At 42.2% G+C, this 25,652-nt stretch carries 21 protein-coding genes and 1 tRNA gene; 8 read left to right on the forward strand and 14 right to left on the reverse strand.

The features are described 5' to 3' along the window. Positions 1–57 precede the first annotated feature (57 nt). Entirely contained in the window at positions 58–1,398 is a 1,341-nt protein-coding gene (locus MsAg5_RS01495; protein ID WP_338098848.1) for an ATP-binding protein, read from the reverse strand. A gap of 368 nt (positions 1,399–1,766) precedes the next feature. Then, on the reverse strand, positions 1,767–3,206 hold the full coding sequence (locus tag MsAg5_RS01500; protein WP_338098915.1) for an RtcB family protein: 1,440 nt from the start codon (positions 3,204–3,206) through the stop codon (positions 1,767–1,769). Positions 3,207–3,686: 480 nt separating this feature from the next. On the opposite strand from MsAg5_RS01500, the gene MsAg5_RS01505 reads away from it, so the two are divergent. Beyond that, the gene (locus tag MsAg5_RS01505) at positions 3,687–5,249 is read left to right on the forward strand and encodes a CoA-transferase (protein ID WP_338098849.1); all 1,563 of its coding nucleotides are present in this window, start codon (positions 3,687–3,689) and stop codon (positions 5,247–5,249) included. A gap of 536 nt (positions 5,250–5,785) precedes the next feature. On the opposite strand, the gene MsAg5_RS01510 is transcribed toward MsAg5_RS01505, so the two are convergent. From MsAg5_RS01510 to MsAg5_RS01520, 3 genes are all read right to left on the reverse strand, one after another. After that, positions 5,786–6,220 carry an archease gene (locus MsAg5_RS01510; protein ID WP_338098850.1) on the reverse strand — a complete coding sequence of 145 codons (435 nt, stop codon included), beginning with the start codon at positions 6,218–6,220 and terminating at the stop codon, positions 5,786–5,788. Positions 6,221–6,284: 64 nt separating this feature from the next. Further along, a complete protein-coding gene (locus MsAg5_RS01515; RefSeq protein WP_338098851.1) occupies positions 6,285–6,977 on the reverse strand; it encodes a CDP-alcohol phosphatidyltransferase family protein in 693 nt (230 codons plus the stop codon). 120 nt (positions 6,978–7,097) lie between these two features. Then, complete coding sequence (locus tag MsAg5_RS01520) at positions 7,098–7,712, reverse strand: aldolase (RefSeq protein WP_338098852.1); 615 nt, start codon at positions 7,710–7,712, stop codon at positions 7,098–7,100. A gap of 135 nt (positions 7,713–7,847) precedes the next feature. Here MsAg5_RS01520 and MsAg5_RS01525 point away from each other — a divergent pair. Beyond that, positions 7,848–7,919 (forward strand) — tRNA-Thr (locus tag MsAg5_RS01525). 54 nt (positions 7,920–7,973) lie between these two features. On the opposite strand, the gene MsAg5_RS01530 is transcribed toward MsAg5_RS01525, so the two are convergent. From MsAg5_RS01530 to mutS, 6 genes are all read right to left on the reverse strand, one after another. Next, on the reverse strand, positions 7,974–8,228 hold the full coding sequence (locus tag MsAg5_RS01530; protein ID WP_338098853.1) for a hypothetical protein: 255 nt from the start codon (positions 8,226–8,228) through the stop codon (positions 7,974–7,976). A 20-nt stretch (positions 8,229–8,248) separates the two neighbouring features. Further along, a complete protein-coding gene (locus tag MsAg5_RS01535) occupies positions 8,249–8,986 on the reverse strand; it encodes a hypothetical protein (RefSeq protein ID WP_338098854.1) in 738 nt (245 codons plus the stop codon). Positions 8,987–9,163: 177 nt separating this feature from the next. Next, positions 9,164–11,980, reverse strand: a complete 2,817-nt coding sequence (locus tag MsAg5_RS01540; RefSeq protein ID WP_338098855.1) for an nSTAND3 domain-containing NTPase — start codon at positions 11,978–11,980, stop codon at positions 9,164–9,166. A 121-nt stretch (positions 11,981–12,101) separates the two neighbouring features. After that, positions 12,102–12,305 carry a hypothetical protein gene (locus MsAg5_RS01545; protein ID WP_338098856.1) on the reverse strand — a complete coding sequence of 68 codons (204 nt, stop codon included), beginning with the start codon at positions 12,303–12,305 and terminating at the stop codon, positions 12,102–12,104. A gap of 93 nt (positions 12,306–12,398) precedes the next feature. Then, the gene (locus MsAg5_RS01550; protein ID WP_338098857.1) at positions 12,399–12,854 is read right to left on the reverse strand and encodes a hypothetical protein; all 456 of its coding nucleotides are present in this window, start codon (positions 12,852–12,854) and stop codon (positions 12,399–12,401) included. Positions 12,855–12,980: 126 nt separating this feature from the next. After that, positions 12,981–15,827, reverse strand: coding sequence for a DNA mismatch repair protein MutS (mutS, locus tag MsAg5_RS01555; RefSeq protein ID WP_338098858.1), 2,847 nt, complete (start codon positions 15,825–15,827; stop codon positions 12,981–12,983). Between the two features lie 185 nt (positions 15,828–16,012). On the opposite strand from mutS, the gene MsAg5_RS01560 reads away from it, so the two are divergent. Beyond that, positions 16,013–16,192 (forward strand): hypothetical protein, encoded by a 180-nt coding sequence (locus tag MsAg5_RS01560; RefSeq protein ID WP_338098859.1) that lies wholly within the window; start codon positions 16,013–16,015, stop codon positions 16,190–16,192. 59 nt (positions 16,193–16,251) lie between these two features. On the opposite strand, the gene MsAg5_RS01565 is transcribed toward MsAg5_RS01560, so the two are convergent. Beyond that, on the reverse strand, positions 16,252–17,829 hold the full coding sequence (locus MsAg5_RS01565; protein ID WP_338098860.1) for a polymer-forming cytoskeletal protein: 1,578 nt from the start codon (positions 17,827–17,829) through the stop codon (positions 16,252–16,254). Positions 17,830–18,320: 491 nt separating this feature from the next. Here MsAg5_RS01565 and mfnA point away from each other — a divergent pair, with 491 nt between their 5' ends. The 5 genes from mfnA (at position 18,321) to MsAg5_RS01590 (ending at position 24,180) form a co-directional block, all read left to right on the forward strand. Next, positions 18,321–19,616, forward strand: coding sequence for a tyrosine decarboxylase MfnA (gene mfnA, locus MsAg5_RS01570; RefSeq protein ID WP_338098861.1), 1,296 nt, complete (start codon positions 18,321–18,323; stop codon positions 19,614–19,616). Between the two features lie 167 nt (positions 19,617–19,783). Further along, entirely contained in the window at positions 19,784–21,283 is a 1,500-nt protein-coding gene (locus MsAg5_RS01575; protein ID WP_338098862.1) for a hypothetical protein, read from the forward strand. A 44-nt stretch (positions 21,284–21,327) separates the two neighbouring features. After that, positions 21,328–22,890 carry an ankyrin repeat domain-containing protein gene (locus MsAg5_RS01580; protein WP_338098863.1) on the forward strand — a complete coding sequence of 521 codons (1,563 nt, stop codon included), beginning with the start codon at positions 21,328–21,330 and terminating at the stop codon, positions 22,888–22,890. A gap of 50 nt (positions 22,891–22,940) precedes the next feature. Next, the gene (locus MsAg5_RS01585; protein ID WP_338098864.1) at positions 22,941–23,795 is read left to right on the forward strand and encodes a tetratricopeptide repeat protein; all 855 of its coding nucleotides are present in this window, start codon (positions 22,941–22,943) and stop codon (positions 23,793–23,795) included. Position 23,796: 1 nt separating this feature from the next. Then, the gene (locus tag MsAg5_RS01590; protein ID WP_338098865.1) at positions 23,797–24,180 is read left to right on the forward strand and encodes a hypothetical protein; all 384 of its coding nucleotides are present in this window, start codon (positions 23,797–23,799) and stop codon (positions 24,178–24,180) included. On the opposite strand, the gene MsAg5_RS01595 is transcribed toward MsAg5_RS01590, so the two are convergent. Beyond that, positions 24,154–25,140 carry a hypothetical protein gene (locus MsAg5_RS01595; RefSeq protein WP_338098866.1) on the reverse strand — a complete coding sequence of 329 codons (987 nt, stop codon included), beginning with the start codon at positions 25,138–25,140 and terminating at the stop codon, positions 24,154–24,156. The genes MsAg5_RS01590 and MsAg5_RS01595 overlap by 27 nt on opposite strands. Then, positions 25,137–25,598 carry a hypothetical protein gene (locus tag MsAg5_RS01600; protein ID WP_338098867.1) on the reverse strand — a complete coding sequence of 154 codons (462 nt, stop codon included), beginning with the start codon at positions 25,596–25,598 and terminating at the stop codon, positions 25,137–25,139. Before MsAg5_RS01600 ends, MsAg5_RS01595 begins: the two co-directional genes overlap by 4 nt. Between the last annotated feature and the right edge of the window lie 54 nt (positions 25,599–25,652).

Here is a 25,652-nt window from a genome sequence, read left to right on the forward strand (position 1 = left end):
ATGGCAATCGTTTTTGACGAACGTCCAAAACGGTGGGTTGTTTTATTTTTCAGATTTTTAAGTTTTATCTTCAACGATGTAATCGTCTAATTTCCAAGCCAAATAAAGCGGAACAAACTTGACTTCTTTTCCGCTGACGTTATTCATCGTGGCTTTGATTGAAATTCTCGGATTGTATTGTTTTCGGTAAACGTCAAGACTTTTGGATTTGCTGTTGTGGTCCGCTTTGACTTCAATCGGTACGATGTCCGCGCCGAACTGCGCAATAAAATCGACCTCGGCTATGTTTTCCGACCGCCAATAAAACGGAACGGCGTTTTTCAAGTTGACCAGTTCGCACAAAACATAATTTTCGGCGAGCACGCCTTTGAATTCCTTGTAAATGTCTTTCAATTCGTTTTTGTTCGTCCGTTCAATAATAACCTCTGCCGGTACTTTTGCCGTTTTCCGGAGAAGACCGATATCGGCAAAGTACAATTTGAAATAAGATAAATCGGAGTAGGCCGAAAGCGGAATGCCGGGCTTTGTGATTTTGGCGACTCTGTAAATTAAGCCGGCTTGAATCAGCCATTCCATCGCCTCTTCCAAATCCTTGGCCCGTTGACCGCTTTTGACATGGCTGAAGACAAATTTTTGATTTTCCCGGGCCAGTTGGACCGGAACGGAATCCCAAATCATCGACATTTTTGCAAATTCTTTCGGCGGCGCATGCTTTGCAAAATCTAATTTATAGCTGTCCAGTATTTTTTGCTGAATTTCTTCAACCGCTTCGATATTTTTCGTCCGGACCCAAGTTTCAACAACTTCCGGCATGCCGCCTGTGATGTAATAATTTCTCAAATATATCTCCAGTTTTTCCGTAAACGTCTCGGAAACCGCCTCTTTTGTGGAGAGATTTTTCAAATAATCACAAAGCATTTTTTCGCCGTTGGCCAATAAAAATTCATAAAAATTCATCGGATAAAGCGTCATCAAATCCACTTTTCCGACCGGAAACGACGTCGAACCATGAGCAGAGAGAGCCACGCCGAGCAGCGAACCGGCGCAAACAATATGATAAGACGGCGCGTTTTCATAAAAATACTTCAAACTCGTCAAAGCCCGGCTGCAAAACTGGATTTCATCAAAAATGAGGAGCGTCTTCTCCGGTTGAATTTGTTTTTCTCTTAAAATACTCAACTCTTTGATGATGCGCTCCGGATCCAGATCAAATTCAAAAACATTCTGCAACGCCTCATTTCCTTCAAAGTTAAAATAAGCGGCATCGTCGTAATTAGATCGCCCGAATTCCTTCAGCAAATAGGTTTTTCCGCATTGGCGAACGCCTTTCAATATCAGCGGCTTTCTTGCCGGATGATTTTTCCAAGCCAACAGTTGATCACAAAACATTCTTTGCATTTTGACGCCCCGTTTGAAAGATTCAAGTTCAATAACGGATAATAAATAATCAAAGATTCATATAAATTTTGCGTTTTTTTCTGCATTATTCATATGAAAAATGTATAATATTTGAACATTATTCATATGAATAATGCGACAAATTACAACAATATTCATATGAAAAACGCAAAAACCGAATGATGGGCGACTTAATTAAGGGAAATATGTTGCCGATTTTAAACCAAAAAGAAAAAGTGTCGCTGTAACGCGCGCGCATGCTGCCGTCCAAAAAAGAAAACAAAAAAGGAAAGAAAGAAGAGAAGAGGAAAAAAAAGAAAAGGTATGATTGATTGAAAATGGAAATGAAATAAAATAAATTTCAATTTTCAACCTTTAATCACGCCGATCGGAATCAGCCTGGCCACTTTATTTGCAATGCCGAGTTGGTCGACCACGTCAACCACTTCGTCGCTCGGCTTGTAAACGCTCGGCGCTTCCTCAGCAATCACGGACGGCTTGTCGGCGCGAACCGTAATGCCTTGGCGGGCTAACTCTTCCCGGATGGCTTCGCCGCTCATATTGCTTTTGGCTTGCCCGCGACCCATCACACGGCCGGCGCCATGGCAAGCGCTGCCGAATGAGAGTTCCATCGATCGGGGTCCGCCCTTGAGAACAAATGACGGCGTTCCCATGCTTCCCGGAATCAAAACCGGTTGTCCGACATCACGGTAGTGCTGCGGCACTTCAGGGTGACCGGCCGGAAACGCACGGGTGGCGCCTTTTCGGTGAACATAAACGTCTTTCTTTTTGCCGTCAACCGTATGGGTTTCATATTTGGCGACGTTGTGAGCGACGTCGTAAAGCAGTTTCATGCCGAGTTCGTCGACGTCTTTGCCGTAAAAGTTTTCAAAAACCTCACGCGTCCAATGCATGATCACTTGCCGGTTCGCCCAGGCATAATTCGCGCCGCAGATCATCGCTTCATAATAGTCCTGCGCCTCTTTGGATTCGGCCGGCGCGCACGCTAATTGTTTGTCGGGAATATCGATCTTATATTTTTTGACCGCTTCATTCAGATTTTGAAGATGGTCGGTACAAATCTGATGGCCGGCGCCGCGGGAACCGCAGTGAATCATGACGTTGACTTGGCCTTCATACAATCCGTATGCTGCCGCCGCCACAGGATCATAAATCTTGTCCACATACTGGATTTCCAAAAAGTGGTTGCCGCTGCCGAGAGTTCCGAACTGCGGACGCCCGCGCTGGCGCGCTTTGACGCCGACTTTTTCGGGATTGCCGCCTTTCATGAATCCGGCGGATTCGCAATTTTTGGTATCGTCCTCAATACCGTATCCGGATTCGACCGCCCATTCCGAACCGTGCAAGAAGGCATCCGTCAGCTGCGTATCGTTGACACGGAACTGTCCTTTGGAGCCGACGCCGGACGGAATTTTATGGAAAAGACTTTCTGTGAGCGTTTTGATGTGCGGAACGACGTCTTCGCGGGTGAGATTGGTTTTCATCAAACGGACGCCGCAATTGATGTCAAAGCCGACGCCGCCGGGGCTGATGACGCCTTCCTGCGGATCAAAAGCGGCGACGCCGCCGATTGTAAATCCGTAACCGAGATGGACGTCGGGCATCGCCATGGAATAATCCAAAATTCCGGGAAGCATAGACACGTTGGCGATTTGGTCGATGGTTGCCAAATCGATGCTGGAGAGAAGTTTTTCTGACAGGAAGATACGTCCGGGAACGCGCATGCCGCGTAAACGGGAAGTTGGAATGTCCCAGGTGTTTTCATTGACACGGTTGAGCGCGCCCATCACGTCTTCCGGGACGCTGTCGGTTGATTCTCTGTTCGAATCGCTTTTTCCTTTTTGATTTTCGTATTGTTGAGTCATGATTTTTCCCGGAAATTTGATAAAAATAATAGAATAATTTTAGATAATTGGTATTGAAATATTTGAAATTAAATTTTGGAATTGAAATATTTGAAATTAAATTTTGGAATTAAATTTTGAAATTGAATTTTGGAATTAAATTTTGAAATTGAATTTGGAATTGAAATTTGGAATTGAAATTTGGAATTGAAATTTGGAATCAGAATACTTTAGAAATATTTGATTAATTTTTTAGAAAAAATTATTTGACAAGATAAATTGAAATATAAATGATTTGAGGGTAATAGTTAATGATTACCAATTCATTGATTTAATTGTTTGGAATATATTTTGGAAAAATTTAGATTTTTTAGAAAAATTTAAAAATCTTTTTAAAAACAGTGTTCATGCGGAGGTTTTTTAGTGTTCAAATTCATGTCCCCGGACGAAGCGGTCGGTTTAATCAAAGACGGAGACGTTATCGGCGTCAACGCTTTTTTGTCGATTAGCAATCCGACGGAACTTCATTTGGCGCTCACCCGCCGTTTTCAAAAAATGCAAAGCCCGCGCAACTTAACGGTTTATTGTTCCGCCGGATTCGGCGACTGGAATGAGAATTCGCCGATTGAAGGCTACATTCAAGATGGAGCGGTTTCCTGCGCCGTTTTGGGACATCTCGGATCGATGCCGGTGACCGCTAAAAAAATATTAGCGGGCGACATTGAAGGATATAATTTACCGCTGGGATCGATGTCTCACATGATTCGAGCGGCAGCCGGCGGAAAAGACTTTTATGCCACCAAGATCGGCATGAATCTGTTTACCGACCCCGATATCGGCGGTTACAAACTCAACAGCGTTTCCAAAAGAGATTGGATCTCCAAAGCCAAAATCGGGAACGACGAATATTTGATTTACAAGACGCCTGAAATTGATATCGCTTTTATCAAAGGAACCAGCGCCGATTCCCAAGGAAATATTTCTTTTGAAAAGGAATGCGCCACAGTCGACGCATTGGCTCTGGCACAGGCCGTTCACCGCCGGGGCGGCAAAGTGATTGTGCAAGTGGAGCGGGTCATTTCCAACCACCTGCGTCCCCGCAATGTGATTGTTCCCGGCATTTTGGTCGACGCAATCGTCGTTTGTTCCAACCAAAGCCAGATTTTGAGCGTCAACGGTTACGAACCAACGTATTCGGGCGACACGTATATTGAGCCCCAGGAGCTGGCCGAATGGGCGAAAGCCAAAGAGAAAAACGCGGCCAACCTCAGCGATACGGAACGCCTTCTCGTTGCGTCCCGCGCCTTTTTGGAACTGCATCCGGGGCAGGTGGCCAACATCGGCATCGGCATTCCGGAAGCGGTGGCGGTCGTCGCGGCCAAAGAAGGACTCTTGAAGGACATCACGCTGACAGTGGAATCCGGCGCGATCGGCGGTCTCCCGGCGTCCGGGGTTTCATTTGGCGCGACCAGCGGCGCCGACACGATTTATGATATGTCGCAGCAATTTGATTTTTATGACGGCGGCGGCCTCAACATTTGTTTCATCGGCGCTCTTGAAATTGACGGATCCGGAAACGTCAACGGCCACATGTCTTCCGGACGAATTACCGGCATCGGCGGTTTTGCCAACATCACACAATCAACGCCGACCGTTGTCTTTTGCGCCACATTTACAGCCGGCGGCCTCAAAGTGAAAATTGAAAACGAAAAGCTGAAAATCGAATCGGAAGGCAAGTTCCCAAAGTTTGTGAACCAAGTTCGTTCCATCAGCTTCAGTTCAATCAACGCGAAAGAATCCAAACAGCGCGTTCTCTATGTGACGGAAAGATGCGTTTTTGAGTTGAAAGACTCCGGACTCGTGTTGACAGAAATCGTTGACGGCGTCGATTTGAAGAAAGATATTTTAGACCAATTGCCGTTTTCAGTGACGGTGTCACCTTATTTGAAAACGATTCCAGCCAGACTGATTGGGGAAAATGCGTAAGATTTTGATTTTTTCCCTTTCTCTTTTTTTGTTTTCTTTTTTGGGCGAGCGGCTGCGCGCGCGTTATAGCGACACTTTTTTGTTTCGAGTTTTTGAAAAACGAGTGGGCATTTTTTGTATATTTCAAGAAAGCCCTCCCGATCAAATCAGACGCAATTGCGTCTGATTTAATCGGAATCCGATTAACAAGATTAGATACAGTGACAGTAGGTGCAAATCGGATTAGGAATACAACTGTATTTTTAGAAACCGTAGGTGCAATCAGCAATCTAAAAATAGTGAACTGTAGGTGCAAACTGCAATCTAATAATAGTTAACAGCAGGTACAATCTGTACTATAAATTGGAATGTATCTTACGGATCGGATTCCGCAAAATACAGACGCAAAACGTCTGATTTGCGGGATGGTTTGCACGGTAAGCAAAAAATAAAATGAAATAAACTTTGCGCGACCGAAGGGAGCTGTTTGCGAAGCAAGCTTATAGAAACAGACTCCCACCGCCCTGAAAAATTCCGAGCGAAGCGACGGAATTTTTTTAAAGATCCAAAACAACTTCCGTCTCAAACCCGGAATCTGTCTTCTCAACTCGAATATGATTGTAAGTGACAGCCTTGACTTCTGTTCTGAAATTCTGCTTGGACGAATCAATCGGTTCGCCGGAAATGGTTGCCGTGACCGAATAAATGCCGTTCGTTTGTTGGATTTCGTGAACGGTGATGTTTCCGAAAAGCGTTTCTTCGGCGTCGAACAAAAAAAGAAGTTCGGACAGGAAATGAACCAAAAGGTCTTCCAATTCCGACGCGTAAACTTCAACATCAAATTCGACTTCCGGCGAAATGTTTGAAACGTCGGCAATCACGTTGAACATCGCCAGCGCCGAATTTTCAAAAACGTGTTCCAAAGAATCGCCGTACGCAATAAACCGTGTGTCAGCGATATGGTCTAAATAAATAAAAGGGGAATTTGTCATGGGAACACCGTTTTTTGAAAGCGGATTTATTTTTATTGTTTTTAATTACTTTTATTATTTTTGATTATTGAGCGTTCTTTGCTTTTTCAGCCTTCTCCGCGCGTTCTTCGGCGCGGATGGCTTTCCATATGTAATAAATGCGTTGAAGCGCCGTGATGTGAGAGAAAATCGCAATGATCACCATGACCCAGCCTAAGAACGAAAGACCGTAAAACGATTCCGATGTGTGGAAAATCAAATCATAAATGAAATCCAACGACGCGCCCGCCAAAATGATGATCAGGCGGTCGGCCCGGCCCATAATGCCGCCGTAATAGCGGCCGATGCCCATCGCTTGAGCTTGCGTTCCGAGGTAACTGGTGAGGAGAACGCCGACAATGGCGACGAGACCGATTTGCCACGGACAAAGGCCGCCGAAAATGATACCGCAGATGATGAAAACGTCGGCGTAGCGGTCGATGACGTGATCCAAAAAGTCGCCGCGCTTTCCGGCGACGCCCATAATCCGGGCGACGGCGCCGTCAAAGGCGTCAAGACCGGAGTTGATCAAAACACAAAAAACGGCGACCAAAAGCATCCAATAGGACGGAACGACGTAATTCGTTCCCGCCAAATAAAAAGAAACGCCGGCTAAAAATGAGAAAATTAAAGATAAAACGGAAAGAACGTCAGGCGTGACTTTAAGTTTCACAAGATGCACAGCAACCGGATTGATGAACTTATCCGTCACAAAAGGCCTGAGAGAATCTGCTGCCATTGAATTATTTCCCCATATATGAATGATGACAATAAGAGAACGGATTCCTTTATAAATTTACTTCTACAACTTTATATGATAAACATAACGGGCTTCAAATTGATTTTGATTTTCATCATATTAAAACAAATTTTTAGCCGTTGCATACAAATATTTGATTTTCGCTGCATATTCCAGCTGTGTTGTGATACGGTAGGCTTGCTTTAAATCGTTGCCGATGGCGAATGTGCCGTGTCCGAGAACAACGATTCCCGAAACGGTTTTTGCGTTTCCGTCCGTTTCCTTTCCGAAAGCAAAAGCGTTTGCGGCATTGATCGCCAGCTCGTCGCTGCCGATCCCGCCGACAACGATCGGGATTTCCCCCAAAAACAGTTTTCCTTCGCTGTCGACCGGCACAATCGACGCGTTGCCGGCTTCAAACTCAAGAAGCGACATGACGACCGAATACGGGCAATGCGCATGAAGAATGGCTTTTGCATCCGTTTCCTGATAGATTTTCCGGTGAACGGCGGTTTCCGAAGACGCCATCTTTTCCGCCGTCGATTTGCTGCCGGCCGGGAAGAGCGGCACTTCAACGATTGAATTTTGATCGAGTTCATCCATCGCAGCGCCCGTTTTTGTAATAAGAATCGTGTCGCTGGAAACGGAACGAACGCTCATGTTTCCGAAATTGGATTCCACCAACCCGGACCCGACCACCCGTTTGCCGATGGCTTGAAACTCCTGCCACATCATGATTTCACCAAATGATTTTGAAAAAGAAAAGCGAAGACAATAATAAATAAGAAGAGTTCAAAAAAATATAAAGTATCCGCTCAAATTTCCATAAGATTTATTTAGAAGAATACCGTTAAGGGTTTGTTTCATAAAGCCTCGTTAGCTCAGCGGTGGAGCGAGTGATTTGTAATCACTAGGTCGCGTGTTCAAATCACGCACGGGGCTCTTGCTTTTTTCTTTTTTTGAATTTCAAGCTTTATAAAATAGGTTTCTCAAAAATCATCGAGAAACAATCTCAATCATTTTTTGAGCGTCTTCCGACAAATGAATTTCCGAAATATTTTTGCTGCTTTTTCGTTTTTGAACGACATATTCATGAGCGAAAGCCCGGCTCATAAAATTCACATCCTTAAAGTCAACCAAGATTTCATCTGCCGGGAATGATTCGAATTCATCAAACAGATCTGCTGCAGATTTTCGGATCGAGAGAACGGGAGCGATCTCAGAACCGATATTGATTATTTTGGAAATCATCTGAAAAACCTCGTTAAATCTTAAAAGGAACGATTTGCCAATTTATCTTCAACCTTTTCATTTCTTATTTGACGTTCCCATGTCTCAATATCACTTTGAACTTTACATTTATGCTTTAGAAATTGGGATCCATGTAAATAAGGAAGTAAAGATCTTAAAAAATCAACTTTTGCTTCTATATATGGAACCATGCTACCAAAACCACCATAGTCAAGTTTGACCAAAGGAAGTATTTCGAAGAAATCATAACTTTGATTTACTTCTAAAAAATGCAGAATAAATTTTCTTCTTCTTTCATATTCAAAAGAAGAAATTAGTTGAAATAAATAATACATTTTTTGTTTATCATTGCAATTACCGTCAACATATCTTGTAATCCAATCATCTTGAATTAGAATTATGTCCTTTTTGGATTTATTTCGGGGACATAAAAATAATTTTTCAAGATGGCCTGAAATTTTGAATTTAGATGATTCATTGTCAATAATAAATTGGACAGTTTCAGTAATAATCTTAAAATAATTTTTAGTATTCCAAAATTGACATAATTTAGTGTCATTAAAAATATTGTCCTTAATTATATGATTCAAATAGCTCTGTAATATGGGTGGGTAGGCATCATAAAACTTAATGAAAAAAGCCCCATTAAGATCTACATCCGAATTCTTGCTCACAAATTTCATATAAATCAATTCAAGAAGATCGTATCGATTCTCAAATTTATTCAATGTTTTATTAGAATTATCAGAATAAAACATAGATTCAAAATAAATACTCTGAATAAGCGAATTCTGATTTCTTATAATTGTTTCGCAACATTTCACAAAAATATTTGGTTCTATTGATTCATATTTTTCTAAAAACCAAATATTCCTAAAGTATGAACTATTTGCATTTTCATCAAAAGATAGAAAATCACATAAACACCGGACATGCTATTTTGTTATTTGCTCTTCTGGCAAACAATAAAAATAACTGTAAATCCACATGAATTTTTGATTGTATTCATATTGATTTAATAAATTATATATTTCAAGGTTAGGCAATAAGTCAAAAAGTTTTTCAACCAGTTCTACTGGAGGAATATCTAATGGTGTATCAGATTCTAAATAAACTTTTATTGATTCGATATATAAACATGGATTGCCAAATAGGTAGATAAATACGAAACGTAAACCTTCCCGAATATTTTGTATGGGTTTTATTTCTTTACAACTTTTAAAGATATTCAAAACACTTTCTAAATCTAATTGATTTAAATAATTTTTAATTCCTTCTTGTCTTAACCTTCGATTTTCAGCAAAATCAATGTCCAAATCCGGATTTAAAAATATATCACCTTTCAAAACCTGATACATATAAAAGTCCCTGTTTTGAATGAAAGGTGAGAGAATATTTAAGAATTCAATATTCCACGAATTTAAAATTTTAGACATTCGTTCCATAGTGATGCAATCTTTTAAAGATGATGGAGTAAAAACAGTTTCAAGTATTTGTTTCATGAAAATCCAATCATATTGAACAATTTGAAGAATCTCATCTTTTTGTTGAATATCTTTTTCAAAACTTTTTGTGTTTAGAGGATATGTCTCCAACATTTTTCGAATTTCTTCTTTAAATGTATCATTTTTTGAAATAATCAATATGTTTTTCCATAATAATTTACGATAATTTTTAACATCATCTGAAAATTCTAGAGGTTTTGTGTAATAAGTTACTGTTTTTTTATCGGATTCCCTAGAAGAAAATTCATGATTAAAGAAATCACCAGAAATTTTTATAAAAAGATTACAAATTGGATCTTTATTCCAATTATCTGAATTCTCCTGCATTCTATTTATTAAACAAATTTGACTAGAATAACCATCAAATTCAGAATATAGTTCAATTCCATAATATTGTAAAATTGTCTGATAAAACTGGCCACCCAAATCCATTCTTTTTAAATAATACTTGAAAAATAAATCCAAGGATTCATCTCTTCCATCTTTTATTCCATGGAAACTACCCAAAATTGTAATGATATCATTAACATTTTTATCAAATTCTTTACTATCGAAATCAATATTTTTTACATATACACTTTTTTCTGAATCTATTATTTCATTTAAGAAAATTAAGGTTTTAATTGGATTGTATGCGTAAAATATTTTGATAAAATTAAATAATTTAGTACTGTTTTGAGATTCCAGACGACTCCATACTTTATTCACTGAAATAGAAATTTTTTCATCAACCTTTTTTGATGAAAAAACTTCTAAAAGCATACTAATTCTATCGATTATGAGGCGTTCATTATGGAAATAATTTTCAATAATAAAAGAAAGTGATATTAAGTTTTTATCTAAAAACACATATTTTATCAAATAGTTTGATAAACATTGATCTGATATTTTTACAATTCTTTGATCATACATCTCATACAAATCAATAATTTCAAGATTTAGAAGAAATAATGTATTTTTTTCGAAGTTTTCATGTGACAGTTGAACTAGTTCAAAAATTGAATAACTTTCTAATTTATTCAAATCAATCGAATCAAAAAAAGCTATAATTCCAGCAGTTAAACATAACTCGTCATCCAATGTATTTTCTAATATTTTTCCATAATAGACTTCATATAATTGAGTTAAATCCATTATTGAATCTAAATTATTGGATTTGAGAGCGGTTTTTCCTGCTAAAACCGCTATCCTTGCATTACCATTTGAAATTTTTATAATTCTGTTAAGATAAAGTGGATTTGAAATGCCTAAACTTCCTACCAGATCACTAATTTCATTATCTGAAAAAACATCAACATTGATTACGACTGGAAACGTAAATTCATGAACTTTTTGTTCAACTTTTGATAGTAAATAATCACGAGTCGTTAAAATGATTTTTACATTATATCCAATATTTTTCTTTGTTGTGTATTGAATAATGTGTTCAAGATTTTCAATTTGATTCGCATCATCAACTAACAAAACATACTGATCGGGAGTACATAAGAAAGTCTTTAAATCATTATATATGGGAAGAAAATTATTTTGAATACAATATATTTTTCCACCGTTTTTTTCAACATATTTTTTACAACATTCCAATGCCAACCGTGTTTTGCCAACACCAGCTTTCCCACTCAAAATAATTACATCATTTTTTTCAAATGTATTGACTACATTTTCAATTTCTTTTTTTCGAAAAAGAAAAGTTGTATCAAGTGGAGCAGCTAATGAATTACTGTTGTAATTTAGAAGAAAATCTTGAACAGAACAAATTTGATCCGTTCCTATTGAAACACCTAAGAACTCAACAGCAATTCGGAGATATTTTTGATATAAATCCGTTGCAATATGGTCAATTCCCATGATATTTAATAAGACTCCACGATCTTGACAAAAATCTTTTAAAGTCTTATCGTCTCCTGGCTTTATATTTGAAGAAGTATGACAACAAATAATTTCTGAAATGTCTGTGTTTTTTAATCCAGTTTTTTCCTCGTCAAAGCAACTTTCAATATCATCTTTGATCTTTTCATACAACGCAGATTGTTGAGTAGTATATGTCACAAAAATATATTTTCCACCGGTTTCAGAAATAAAATACGTATCAGGTGTTCCTTTCGTTGTTTTATGAGTACCGGGTTTCATTCCCAAAGCATGAATATTTAGGTAGCCCTGCATTGACAAATACGCGTCACATAATTCTTGGAAGCTTCCACCATCAAGTTGGCTAATTTTCTGCTTAATTTCTGTTAATTTTGGCATATTATACAAATATTAATACTGTCTATAAATAGCTTAAGATATCAAACAATGAAGACAAAAAATAAAAAATGGAAGAATGAAAGAGAAAGGAAAATAAAAAAAAAGTAAATTTAAAAATCAATTACGTCGTCAGTTTCTCATTCAAACTGTCGCTGTATCTGATTAAATACAAGAAACAAGCGATCAGCAGAACGAATCCTGCGCCGACGGCAATTTTGTAATAAAGCATGTTGCTGACCGGATTAATAAATCCGATGACGCCGATCACGAATAAAATCGCGCCGAGAACGCCGACGATGGCGGCGGCCGTACCTTTGTTAACCATATTATTTCACCCCGATTCAAATATAACAACTAATTATTAGATTGGTTGTATTCTAATAGTTTTAAGATATATTTGAATATATTGTTTTAAAACTCATTGTGTTCCGTCATAAAAAACATAACCGACGTTTTCCTTTTCAACCAAAATCGCACTCTGATTAAGTTCTTCTAAAACTTCGTCCATGACGGTCAGCATTTGGTCTTCATCGGTCCGGTAAAAAACATAGACGAGCGTATTTTCATCAATTGGGACGCCTTCAAAGTTCGTCCAATGCCCACCGGCCAAAAACACCGTGTAGCCCGGCACATATTGGTCGCAAATCGGATTCACCATCTGCATGGCTTCTTCCGGAGAATAAAGCGCATTGCCGTCTTTATCGGTTGTTCCGATGTAAAGCGTGTATTTCCCAACGTCTTGATAATCAAGCGTGGAAACGTCGTGACCGGATGAATAGAGATAACCCGCAATGCCGGCTGTTGCCAAAAGATTGACCGCAAGCAAAATCAAAACGATCAGAATCGTTGTGTTAAATGTTTTTTTCCCATCCATCGGTATCCCTTTTTACGAATTCTATTTATTCCCCATATTGTTTTCTGTTTTTGGTGGCAGCCGCGTGCGCGCGTTATCGCAATCACTTTCTGCAAATCGCAAAAAAACAACCGTTCATTTATGTTTTTATTCCAACAATTTTTTCTTGATTTCCCCAAGCTTCAGCAACGCCTCAACCGGCGTCATGTGGTCGACGTCCAATGCCGAAAGTTCGCATTTAACTTCTTCGGTTTTCGGATCCGGAACGTACTTTTCAACGATTTTTTCAACCACGCGTTCGCTGTCCGCCGACGGATCCACGAGCAACAGCTGCGTGTAACGCGCACTGCGCTTTTTCTTGCCGTCGCCGCCGCCTTCGCTTTCCGCTTCAATCATGCTTTCGTTTTCGAGATCCCGGAGAATCTCAGATGACCGCTCGATCACTTTATCAGGAACGCCGGCCAGCTTTGCCACGTGAATACCGTAACTTTTGTCGGTAGCGCCCGGAATAATTTTTCGCAGGAAAACAAGATCTTTTCCGGTTTCAAGAACGGCGATGTGGAAATTCTTCAGCCGCTTGAGTTTGTTTTCCAAAGCCGTCAATTGGTGGTAGTGCGTCGCAAAAAGCGTGCGGATTCCCTTTTTGTCTTTGTTGTGAATGAATTCCACAACGGCTTTGGCAATGCTGTATCCGTCGTAAGTGCTGGTTCCGCGGCCGATTTCATCGAGAAGGATCAGGCTGCGTTCGTCGGAATTGTTGAGAATGTTGGACAGCTCCACCATTTCCACCATGAAGGTACTTTGCCCGGCGGCCAAATCGTCATAAGCGCCGATTCTTGTAAAAATGCGGTCGACAATTCCGATTTTCGCGTAAGAGGCGGGGACGAACGAGCCGACCTGCGCCATAATCACAATCATCGCCACTTGGCGCATGTACGTGGATTTTCCGGCCATGTTGGGTCCGGTGATCAGCAAAAACTGGTTTTCGGTACAGTCCATTTCCGTGTCGTTCGGCACAAACGTTTCTTTGGACATTTTAACGGTTTTGGCGTCGTTGGCCGCGATTTCAACAATCGGATGCCGGCCGTCGCGGATCAGAATTTCAAAGCCGTCGTCGACTTCCGGACAAACATAATTGTTGTCAAGCGCCACTTCGGCAAAACTGCACAACACATCAGTTTGCGCCACCAGCTGCGCAATTTGCTGAATATCCCGGGCGTGTTCCGCCACACGATTTGTAATCTCCCGGAAGATTTCATATTCGATGGCAATCGACCGGTCGTCTGCCGACAGGATCAAATTTTCCCGCTCTTTGAGTTCCGGCGTAAAATAACGTTCGCCGTTCGCCATCGTCTGTTTTCGGATGTAGTTTTCCGGAACGGCGTCCTTGTTGGAATTGGTGATTTCGATGAAATAGCCGAACACTTTGTTGTAGCCGACCTTGAGGCTTTTGATGCCTGTGCGTTCCCGTTCGTCCGCCTGGAATTTTGCGATCCAGTCTTTGCTGTCGCCGGCGGCGTCCCGCAGTTCGTCGAGTTCCGCATTGTAGCCGGCTTTAATCATTTTGCCTTCACGAACAGTCAGCGGCGGCTCGTCGTCAATGGCATTGGTAACCAGTTCAATCAATTCTTCATAAAAATCGTAGTCAACCAGACGGTCTCGGATTTCCGCCATCAGCGCGGATTCGTTACCGAGCAGATTAGTGTCCAGCAGATGGGCAATTTCCGGAATTTTAAGCAGGGAATTGCGCATGGAAATGAGATCGCGCGCATTGGAATTGCCGTAAATCATCCGGCTGACCAGCCGTTCCATGTCGGAAATTTCGGACAGGCATTTCCGAAGATCAAACCGGAGCAAGTTGTTTTCCTTTAAAAATTCAACCGCAAGGAGCCGGTTTTGAATGGATTGCGGCAAAAGAAGCGGACGCAACAGCCAATTCCGAAGAAGGCGGGAGCCCATCGATGTTTTGGTTTTGTCCAGGATTTTAATGAGCGCATAATTGGTTTCCTCGTCGCGGACGTTTTTGATAATTTCGAGATTGCGCAGCGCCATTGAATCCAAAATCATGGAATCCGACGTTGAATACGTCCGAATGAAGTGAATGTGTTCCAAGTCGCGCATTTGCGTTTCGTGCGCATAATGGAGTGCTTTGCCGGCGGCCAAGACGGCGTAATCGTTGCCGTGAAGACCCATACCGTCTAAAGTTGACGTTTTAAATTGGACGTTGAGTTCCTCTTCCGCCAATTTGACTTCCGCGGTGAAAGTTTTGTTCATCGCAAAGGCGTCCATTTTGATTTTGTTGTCAAAAAGGCGTCCCACTAAAGCTGAGTTTTTCAAAAGATTGGGCTGCAAAATGCATTCGGACGGCCGGAATTTGGCGACTTCGCTCATCACTTTTTCATAAGGGGCGACGTCTTCAAACTGTGCGGTGACGAATTCCCCGGTGGAAATATCCAAAAAAGAGATGCCGAACGTTTCGACAGCGATTGCTTCCATTTTTGGACTGCTTTTTTCTTTCTTTTCTTTCTTTCCCGATTTTTCGTTTTCTGTTTCCGTTCCGCTTTCCGTTCCATCGCTGCTTTTATCTTTGAAAGAACCGGACAGCGCCATCAAATAATTGTTGGCCGCATCCGTAATAATCGACGTATCAATCGCGGTTCCGGGCGTCACGACGCGAACAATTCCCCTTTTAACGACGCCTTTCGCTTCTTTGGGATTTTCCAGTTGCTCGCAAATCGCGACCTTGTATCCTTTTTTGATCAAGCGGGGCAGATACGTATCGATCGCATGGTAAGGAATTCCGGCAAGCGGCATTTTTTGACCGTCGGACGACTTTCCGCGGTTGGTCAGCGTGATTTCAAGTTCCTTTGAAATAATCTTGGCGTCGTCGCCAAATGATTCGTAAAAATCGCCCATGCGGAAAAAAACAAGCGCGTCCGGGCATTCTTTTTTGGCATCGTAATATTGGCGCATGGCCGGCGTTGCTTGATCCATTGTATCGGCCTTTATTTTGAAATTCAATAATCAATAAAATCAATAAATATTAATATTTTAAAAATAATAATTCTGTGAATATTAAATAATTTAAATTTGCAAATTCATCACGTGGTTTGCAATAATTTACCTAATCTTATATTTAATTTCTGAAATGAATCCAATAAATCCAAAAAGGTGAAATTATGAAATACATTTGCCCGCAATGCGGAAACACGGAACTTTATTTGGAAAGCGGCGGTATCATGGGAAATATTTACCACTGCAAAAAATGCAGCTACGTCGGAACCTTCGTGATTGAAGGAGAAGAAGACATGATCAAGGAAATTGAAGAAGGACACAAAGCCGAAACCAGGAAACCGTAAGGTTTCCGGCTTAATTTTTATTTTAATTATAATTTTTTATTTTAATTTATTTTATTTCTTCATTTTCTCTTTTTCTTTTTCGCTCTGGAAATGCTTGCCGCTTCCTTCTTCGCTTCTTCGATCTCTTTTTCGGACTCGCCGTCGTCCATGGCTGCCGCGTCGAAAAAGCTTTTTTCGGCTTTGCTGTTGTATTCAACCGGCGCCTCTTCTTGAACGCTGCCGGCCGCCTCATCGGCATCCGAACCAGCAGCATTTAAATAATCGTCAACAACCGGATCCGCGTTTTCGGATTCGGGTTGTGTTTCATCGACAACCGTTTCCGTTTCAATCTCAACAAGCTCAATTTCAGACGCCGGCTCCGATGTGATTTCATTTTTCATTTCTTCGCCGGAAAAAACGTCCACGATCACAAGATCGTCTTTCTTTTTCTTTTCAAAAGCAGCCCGGCGGTTTTGGTTGCGGGTTTTGCGTTTGGATGGTTTGGCGTCGGCCGCAGCAGCTTCTGTTTCCACATTGGGGACAGCTGCTGTTTCAGATTCAGTGTTCTGATCTGTGGTTAATGGTTCAGTTTCCACGCTGATTTCAGTTTCCGTGCCGGTTTCAACTTCCACATCAGTTTCAACTTCCGCATCTGTTTCAGTTTCAACATCTATCTCCACGTCTGCTTCCGCATCCAATTCGGATTCCGGCGGTTTTTCCCGAACATTTGTTTTCATCCAATCAACAGACTCTGATTTGGATAAAATGTTGGTTCCTTCCGCATTCGGATTTTTCGGATCGAAATCGCCGAGCACAAAACGGACGTTGCCGGATGAGATTTTACCGTCGACAAAAGAAGTTTCATGAATGAGAACGGACTTGGCATTGATGTTTCCGGAAACGGTGACGTTCTTGTCCAAAATCAATTTGTTCGCGCTGATGTTGCCGGTTACTTTCGTTCCTTCCGACAAAATGATGTCGCCGCGTGCGCGAATATCGCCTGTCATTGTGAGATTTTTGCCGGCCTCAAAGTTTTTACAAATAATCTTGCCGGACAAAAAACAGTCGTTTCCGACAACGGCATCCTCCGGAACGTTGATGCTTTCCGATGAAATCTTGGAGCCAATCGGAATAATGAGAAGGCGGTCGAGGCCGATCACTTTGGAGAGGTCCATTTCCGCGAGTTTTTCCAAATCGATTTCCTCGTCATCTTCAAAAAGATCGGTGAGGGCCTTGTCGATTTCCTCACTGGTTTTGCCGAGACCGATGAGTTCGCGGATGTAAATAAAGATAAAAATCATAATCGGCAACGGATTTCTGACGACGACCCAGCCTTTGGACAAAAAACCGCCGTTTAATTTCACTTCTTTACCGATATCGAGGTCGCCGGCCACAATGATTTTGCCGTTGATGGTCGTGAATTCGCCCAAATAAACGTCGCCACCGGCGTTGACGTCCTTGTCAAATTTACACCAAACGTCCGCCCGGATGTCCGATTCCGAATCCACCTGACCCGAAATTTGAACGCCTTCACCGGCCATGAGCGTATCCATGCAAAGGTTGCAGCCAATGACGGCATGATTTCCGATGACCATGCTCGCCGGCGTTTTGAGGGTTTCGTTCTCAAATGTTGTGTTGTCGGGAACGATAAAAGTCATGAAAATGTTTTCGGGCAGTGGCGTCAGCTCCTGTAAAATGGATTGAAATGGATGAATTGAAATGAATAAATTGAATGCAGCGGCTTGAAATTGAAATAAGTGAATTGAGAATATGGAATAAAATAATTCTTGATTGACAATAAGGATGAGCATTTAGGGATTTAAAATTATTGTAAACTTTTGGAAAAAATTCTATGTTTTTTATTTTAACTTGCCGGTAACTTGCTGGAAGTTGAATTTTTAACTTGTTAGCAACTTGCTGAAACTGAACTTTTAACTTGCTGGCAACTTGCTGAAACTGAACTTTTAACTTGCTGGCAACTTGCTGAAGCTGAACTTTTAACTTGCTGGCAACTTGCTGAAACTGAACTTTTAACTTGCTGGTAACTTGCTGATAACTGAATTTTTACACAAAGTCAATTGTGTAAAAAATTTTATTAGTCCCCCCAATGAACCAAATTTATAAATATTTCATTTTGTTTCTTCCTGTCATGCAGGAAAAGGGAATTTCAGAGGAAGAAATCTTTTCGGATTTGGAAAAGTTCTCCGCCATGGACACGAATTTCAAGAAGGTGATGAGTTCCATGTGCACGATTCCCCATCCGATTGCGGTCAAAGCGCATCAACTGTTTATTCACGCCAACATGGGCGACCCCGGTCTTTTCGTCGGCACGTGCGAGATGGAAAAGCAAGTCGTCGAAATGGCCGCCACGCTTTTGAAACATCCAAATCCGGCAGAAGCGGCCGGACACTTGACATCCGGCGGAACGGAATCCAATATTGAAGCCGTTTACCACATGAAAGCCCGGTTTTTCGGCGACAAAGACGAAGATACATGTACATATGCGGGTGCTGACGTCACCACCAACACCAATACCGGCACCAACGTCAATGCAAGCGCCAATGCCAACGCCAACCCAAACGTCAAACTGAATTTGGTTGTTCCGGCGACGGCACACTTTTCTTTTGAAAAAATCGCCAACATGTTTAACCTCCAGCTCCGAAAAGCGGATCTGGATTCCAGCTACCGCGCTCTTCCGAGATCGGTCGAATCTAAAATTGATGAAAATACGATCGGCATCATCGGCATCGCCGGCAACACGGAATTCGGTGAAATGGATCCGATCGGCGCGCTGTCGGAAATTGCTCAAAAACATAATCTGCCGCTTCACATCGACGCCGCTTTCGGCGGCTTCGTTTATCCGTTTTTAAAAGATCAAAACGAACTCAACCAATTCGGATTCAATCTGCCGGGCGTGACGTCCGTTTCCATGGACCCGCACAAAATGGGATTCTCCGTGATTCCGGCCGGCATCATTCTGTTTAAAGACAATTCGGTTCTCGACGACTCGCTGGACAAAGTCAAGGTGAAAACGCCGTATTTGACCAGCAAATATCAATCGACGCTCACCGGAACACGTCCCGGATCGGCTGTGGCCGCCACTTACGCCGTCATGAAACATTTGGGACGGGAAGGCTACGAAAACAATGTGGCGCATTGCCTGGATTTGACGGAACACCTGTTCAAAAAATTGATCGGCATCAAACTCAAACCGAAATACCCCGCCATTAACATTTTAACGGTGGAAGTCGGCGGCGTTCAGCAAACCACACACATTCGACGCCTTTTGCGCGAAGATTACGGCTGGTACGTGTCGGAAACAAAAAATAAAGTGGCGCTCCGAATGGTTCTCATGCCTCACATGACAAAAGAGGAAATTGATCAATTTGTTCTGGATTTGAAATATATTTTAGAGAACGCCGATTTGGAATGCACTTGCTGCTGACGGCGCGGCGCCGCGCGCGTTATGGCAGCGGATTTTGATGATTCGGAAAAAATCCGCCTTCTTTTTTTATCTTTTTTATTTTTACTTTTCTATCTTTTCTTTTTTATTCTATTCGTGCTTATTTTTCATTGACGATATTTAAATAAGTAAAAGTGTTTTTATTAGTCATGACTCTCCAAACTTCTAAAATTCGTTTTTATCCTTCATCCAATACTTATGTGATCCCAAAAGGATCTTTTTTTGACGACAGCGTCGTCATCCACGGAAACATGATTGCCGGACCCGGCGTCCACTTTTGGAAAAACGTCGCCGTGGAAGGAAACGCTCAGCTTGGAAAAGGCTGCACCGTGACCGGTACCCTGAAGGCCAAAACCGCCATCATCGGCGCGAAATCCAACGTGGACAAAATTAAAACCGAATGGAACGTCTCTGTTTTTCAAAACACAACCGTCAATTCAATCGATTGCGGCGGCCATTTGGTGATTATGGACGGCAGCGTCGTCGGTTACGCCAATGCCGAAAAGACGCTTGAGATTCTCGGCAAAGCGGATATTAAAAAATTAGGACCCGTCACGAAAGTCACGGTCCGGACCGATGAAGTCCGCCTCTTTGAAGATCACGACGAAGAAGATGAAGAGGAGATGGCCATCGAAAACGAACTCGCCGGCGGCCGGCCTTTGCCTGAGATTCCGGAAACCGAACCGGAAACAAAAATGGAAATTGATGTTGACGTGATTGAAATCGAATCGACTGAAATTATCGTGACGGAAATCGACATTGAAATGGTAGAGGAAACCGACGCGGAATTGTCGCCGGAAACATCACAACCAAACGTTGATACGGATTCTGTTGCGGCATCTGCTGCGCCCGAAGGCGAAGAAGACGACGCTGAGATCATCAGCGGCAACACGGCGGAAACGGTGACGAAAACCGTTATTGAAACGGGATTCGGTCCGGTGACGATTGAAGAATACAGTTACGACACGAATGCTGAATTTGATTTTGGATTGGACGACGAAAACGGATCCGATGATTTCGAACTTGGATGCGGCGATAAAACCGGGCAATATGAAACCGGAGCGGCAAAACCCAAGTTTTTGAAACATACGTCTTCGCCGAAAAAGGCGGTGGAACCGGAAGACGACGACGCTGAAATTTACGAAGACGAGAAAAAAGAAAGCTCTTACGTGAATTTCAACCGGAAAAGGAGAGCCGGCGGCGCCGAACTGATTTACGATATTGAGCGGGACGGAGATTTCGATCCGACCATTCCGGCGGACGCGGCTAAAATGTATGAGAGAAAGCCGAACAGCGAAAATAACATTAACAACAAAACCGGCAGCATGCCAAACGAAGATCCGTTCAAAAGAAACGGTTTGAAATACAACCCGGAAAAATATGAAGCGGAACCGGCGCAAAAAATGTATAAGCCGTATGATTCCGAACCGGAACCGTACGATTCATCGTCTCAAAGAACAGCCGGAAAACAGATTCGAGAAGTTCAAATTTCGGAATTTATCATCAAACAGACCGTCGTCGAAGAGCGGCGGGAAAAAGTGTCTATCGACACTGAAAATTATGACCGGGACGATGCCAAAATGTGGTATGAAGACAAACAAAGAAGCGTCTCCAAAATACCCAAAAAAGAGTATCCGCCATACATTTAACTATATTTTTCTCAATGATTTATTGAATCAAAGGAAAATCAAAAATGGATTCATTTAAAATTGAAAGCGCCTACCGCGACAAAAAACCGCGGAACGAGATTTTGGCTTTTTATCGAAACGGCAGCCCGGATGATTTGGATCAAAACGGCGACAATTTACTCCATGTGGCCGCCGACCATGCCGATGTTGAGGCCGTGGACATTCTTTTGGCCGAAGGGTACGACCCGTCCGTCAAAAATGCGAAGGAAGAAAACGCGCTCACCTTGATGGCGAAAAAACGGCCGTCTTACTTTTACCAGCCTGCGCCCGGCGACGTCTACAAAACCGCGGTCCGGCTTCTCGACGCCAATCCGAACCTGGCGCGCGGCAGCAAATGTTACCTTGTTGCGTCTAAAGACGGAAACGGCGAATTTGTGAAAGCGCTTTACGGCAAGGGTGTGAAAATCACCGGCACCGACGACAGCGGAAACAATGGTCTTCACCTTGTTTTCTTCTCCCTCCAAAATCCGATGGGCGACGTCAGAAACACGCAAAAGCGTTTGGACGACGCGAAAGCCTCCGGCAGCCACCCGTCCACGATTGAAACGGCCGAACGGAATCTGGCGGATTATCAAAAAAAGCTGGATGTTGCGCTTGACAACACGTTCATGGCCGCCAAAGCCTTTTACGACGCCGGTGTGGATCCGGAAGATCAGAATAATATGATGGAAAGCGCGCACGTGCTGGCCAAACGCGCCGGCGTCAATAAAATCGGCGCGCTTCTCAAAGGCGAAATCACAGGCGACGAAGACGCCGACGCCAACGATCCGGAAACCGAATTGAAAACAGTTGCCGGCGGACGGACACTTCATCAAGCGATCGGCGACTCGGCCGGTTTGCGCGCAATTGCAAAACTGGGCGCCGACGTGAATGAAATCGCCGATATTTACGGATACGGCGAAGGAACGCCGCTCTCTGCCGCCTGCTTTGCATATAATACGGAATCCGTTGACGTGCTGCTGGAATGCGGCGCCGACCCGAACGTCAAAACCGGCACCGGAAATACCGCATTGTCGTGGCTCTTTGTCCGAGAAGTGCCGATGGGCGTACGGATTCAAAAAACAGACGTTGAAAAGATGATTAAAAATATGGTTGCCGCCGGACTGAACATCAACGATACGGTTGACGAGCACTACCACACGATTTTGAATTTGACCTGCGCCGCAACGGTTGGAAACGCTGATTTCGGAGACGGAACTTTCCGCCGCTTGGTGATTGAAGCCGCGATCAAAAACGGCGCCGACGTGAACACCAAGAACAAATACGGGCAAACGCCGCTCATGTTCGCCTGCATCGGCGACCGGATGTTCCCGGAAGCGGAAAAGGTTCAGCTTTTGCTGCTCGAAAAGGGCACGGCGCTTGACGAAAAAGATAATGCCGGAAACACGGCGCTGCACTATGCCGCGTCGAATGCGGATTTGAACCGGGCGAAAAACATGGCGGAAATGTTGTTTGAATTCGGGGACCCGCTCGCGGATATGGTCAACAACGCCGGTCAAACAGCGCTTCAAATGGCCACTGAGCGGAACAACGAAATGTTGGTGAAGTTTTTGCTCAAAAACATGTAAAGATCACAACCGGCAACGATAACTGCAATTTATGGAAGAGGATTAGACATATGGATGAAAAATTCGGGACGCAGCTGGACCAATGGCACGACGAGGACGATCACGTTCGGATTATTGACGCCATTCGGGAACTTCCGACAACGGAATGGGACTACGATTTGGTCGGAAAGCTGGCCCGCGCGTACAACAATGTCGACGACTACGAAGCCGCAATCGACCTTTTGGAAAGCGTCCGCGACAAAGGACAGGGCGACTTTTTGTGGCATTACCGCCTTGGCTACGCTTATTATTACATGAGCAAATACGCCGACGCTTTCCGGGAATTTGAGACGGCCGATCAAATCAATCCGGGCGACGAAGATACGGAAGTTTTCATTTATTTGTGCCTGGCCGGCATCGAGGAGCGCGTTTTTCTCAACAGTCCAGCCAATATGGTTTTTGTGGGCCGGAAAACAAACCGAACAGAGAAGACATGGAAATTCCAGGACACCGGCAATTTGGACATGATTCTCCTTTACGATTGCAAAATGACAAAAGCCACCGCTGCCGGCGATGACTTGATTTTTGAATTCGAGGACGGCTTTTTCGTGGACGAAGACCATTTGGAAAACCCATACGACCTCACGCTCAAAACCGGAAAAGCGCAGTTGATTCTGAAAAGAGGAAAACTGCTTCGGGACGGCAAAGCGCCGTCTGCTGATTGGGAAGATTTCGCCCGAAAGATTTCGGGAAAAAGCTTTGAAATCATTGAAGAGAAGCGCGAATTTGAAAACGACGAAAGAACCGTTGTTTACAACGGCTGGGTTTGGTCCGAAAACGCGCCGGATTTTGAATCGGAACCGGTCTTTTCTTACGAATCCTTGGTTTATGTTTGGGACGACATTCGGGAAGATAAGCCGTGGTAAAATGAAAAATCCGGATTTTTTATTTTATTTGAATCAAAAATATGAAAACAATGACGGCGAAATCCAAAAGAGAATTGCCGTTATTGATGATTTTGAAGCTTTTTTGAATGAAAAACGGATTCCGAGTATTGAAGACGCCGCGGACCGGGAAATGGAAGAATATTGCCGGTTTTTGAATTTGGATTCGAAAGAGGCGGCTTATGATTCTTATCTTGTGTTGGGGGAATATGGAGAAGTTTGCCGGAATGAAGATTTGATGTTGCTGATGGTTTATTTTATTTCGGCTGTGGGAGATGTTGATGCGTATTTGGGCCGATTGAAAGAAGTGAATTTGGGGGTTTGGGAAAAGATTTCCTGGTCACGGTTTTTCGGGGATGAACGGTGAAGCTTTTGATTTGAAGTTATTGATAATTGGCTCATCATCTTCTGTTTCATCTACCAAAATTACGGGTTTGAAATCCCTCTTGGGTTGATTGAGTTCTTTGATTAAGACTTCAACCGTCTTCTTTGAGAGAATCCAGTATCTTTGGTGGCGATAACCCCACATGTCTTTTCCACTGATTGATTCATCACTTCTGTTAAAATCAAGAACATCTTGAACAACTTCTCTATTATAGCAAATATCGCCGTCATAAACAATCCTTTCAGCAGAGTACCCTAATTTTAATGTCGTTTTTTTGGAAAAGGGCGGCATAATATGAGTTGTAATTAATTGAAAATGCTGAATCTCAGAACCTTTGTTTTTTGAATTTTGTGTGTTTGAATCAGAATATTGAACCGGAATAACTTGAAATCCTGTTAACTCATTTTCATTGAAAATTTCAAAAACTTCCGAACTGATAATGAGTTCGCCGCTTTTTGTATAAGCTAAGTCAATTCTTTTTAAGTCTTGATGTGTAACTGTTATTTCCTTATGACCTTCATAAAATGATTCAACTTCTGTTGTCGGTTTAAAAATTTTAGTATCAATAACCGAAATGATTGGTGTAAAAACATAAAAATCATAATTCATGAAATCTGACCGAAGTTCAAAAGGCATTTCTTTTTTCAAAATGAATTTTTTGAAGAAAAGAATCAACAAAGCGCAGATAACGAATGGTGACAACAAAATCGGATTTTCAATAATCACGTCAACAGTAATCGGAACAGAATAAATGTAATCATTTCGAATCGTAAAAAGGCCGGAGAGAAATATGACAAAACCGGAAGCGATTGGAAGGATAAAAAATGATCGAGTCAAAATGGAATTAAATTCTTGATTTGGAATAACCACGAAGTTCTTTTTTGAACCCAAATAAAAAACAAAAATCAAGGAAACTAATGCAAAATAAATAAAAATATTCACAAGCTTTCCTCCCTTTTTTTGATTAGTTTGCCAAATTTTGGTTTTGAAAAAAGCTTGTCAATAAGCGTGAAAAAAAACAAATAAAAGATACATGAAATGAATGTGCATAAATAATCAAACCAAGGCAGACCGGAAAATTGTGTTGTTTGGGAAAGAACAAATGTAATGCCAGCTAAAATTACGAAAAGATAGATAAAAGAGCCTGTGAATGAGAAAAGAAGATTCAACCAATATGAAAAAAATATACGCTCTTGAGAAACGATGTAAAAAGAGTTGAAACTCAACGCACCGTAAAGCGCTAAAATAACAAAAGCTGAAGTTGTAACCCACGGATTAAATTTTGAAAAATCCGGAGACGAGGATAAATAGCTGAAACACAAAAAAAAGAGTTGTATACCAACAACTATTGCAACGCCGACCGAAAATTCTGTTGGATGAAAATTGCGAATTGGTTTCATTTCAAACCCTCATAAATATTTAAGATATAGTTGTGATAAAATCACAACTATATG

The organism is Methanolapillus africanus, assembly GCF_032714475.1.
Lineage (GTDB): Archaea > Halobacteriota > Methanosarcinia > Methanosarcinales > Methanosarcinaceae > Methanolapillus > Methanolapillus africanus.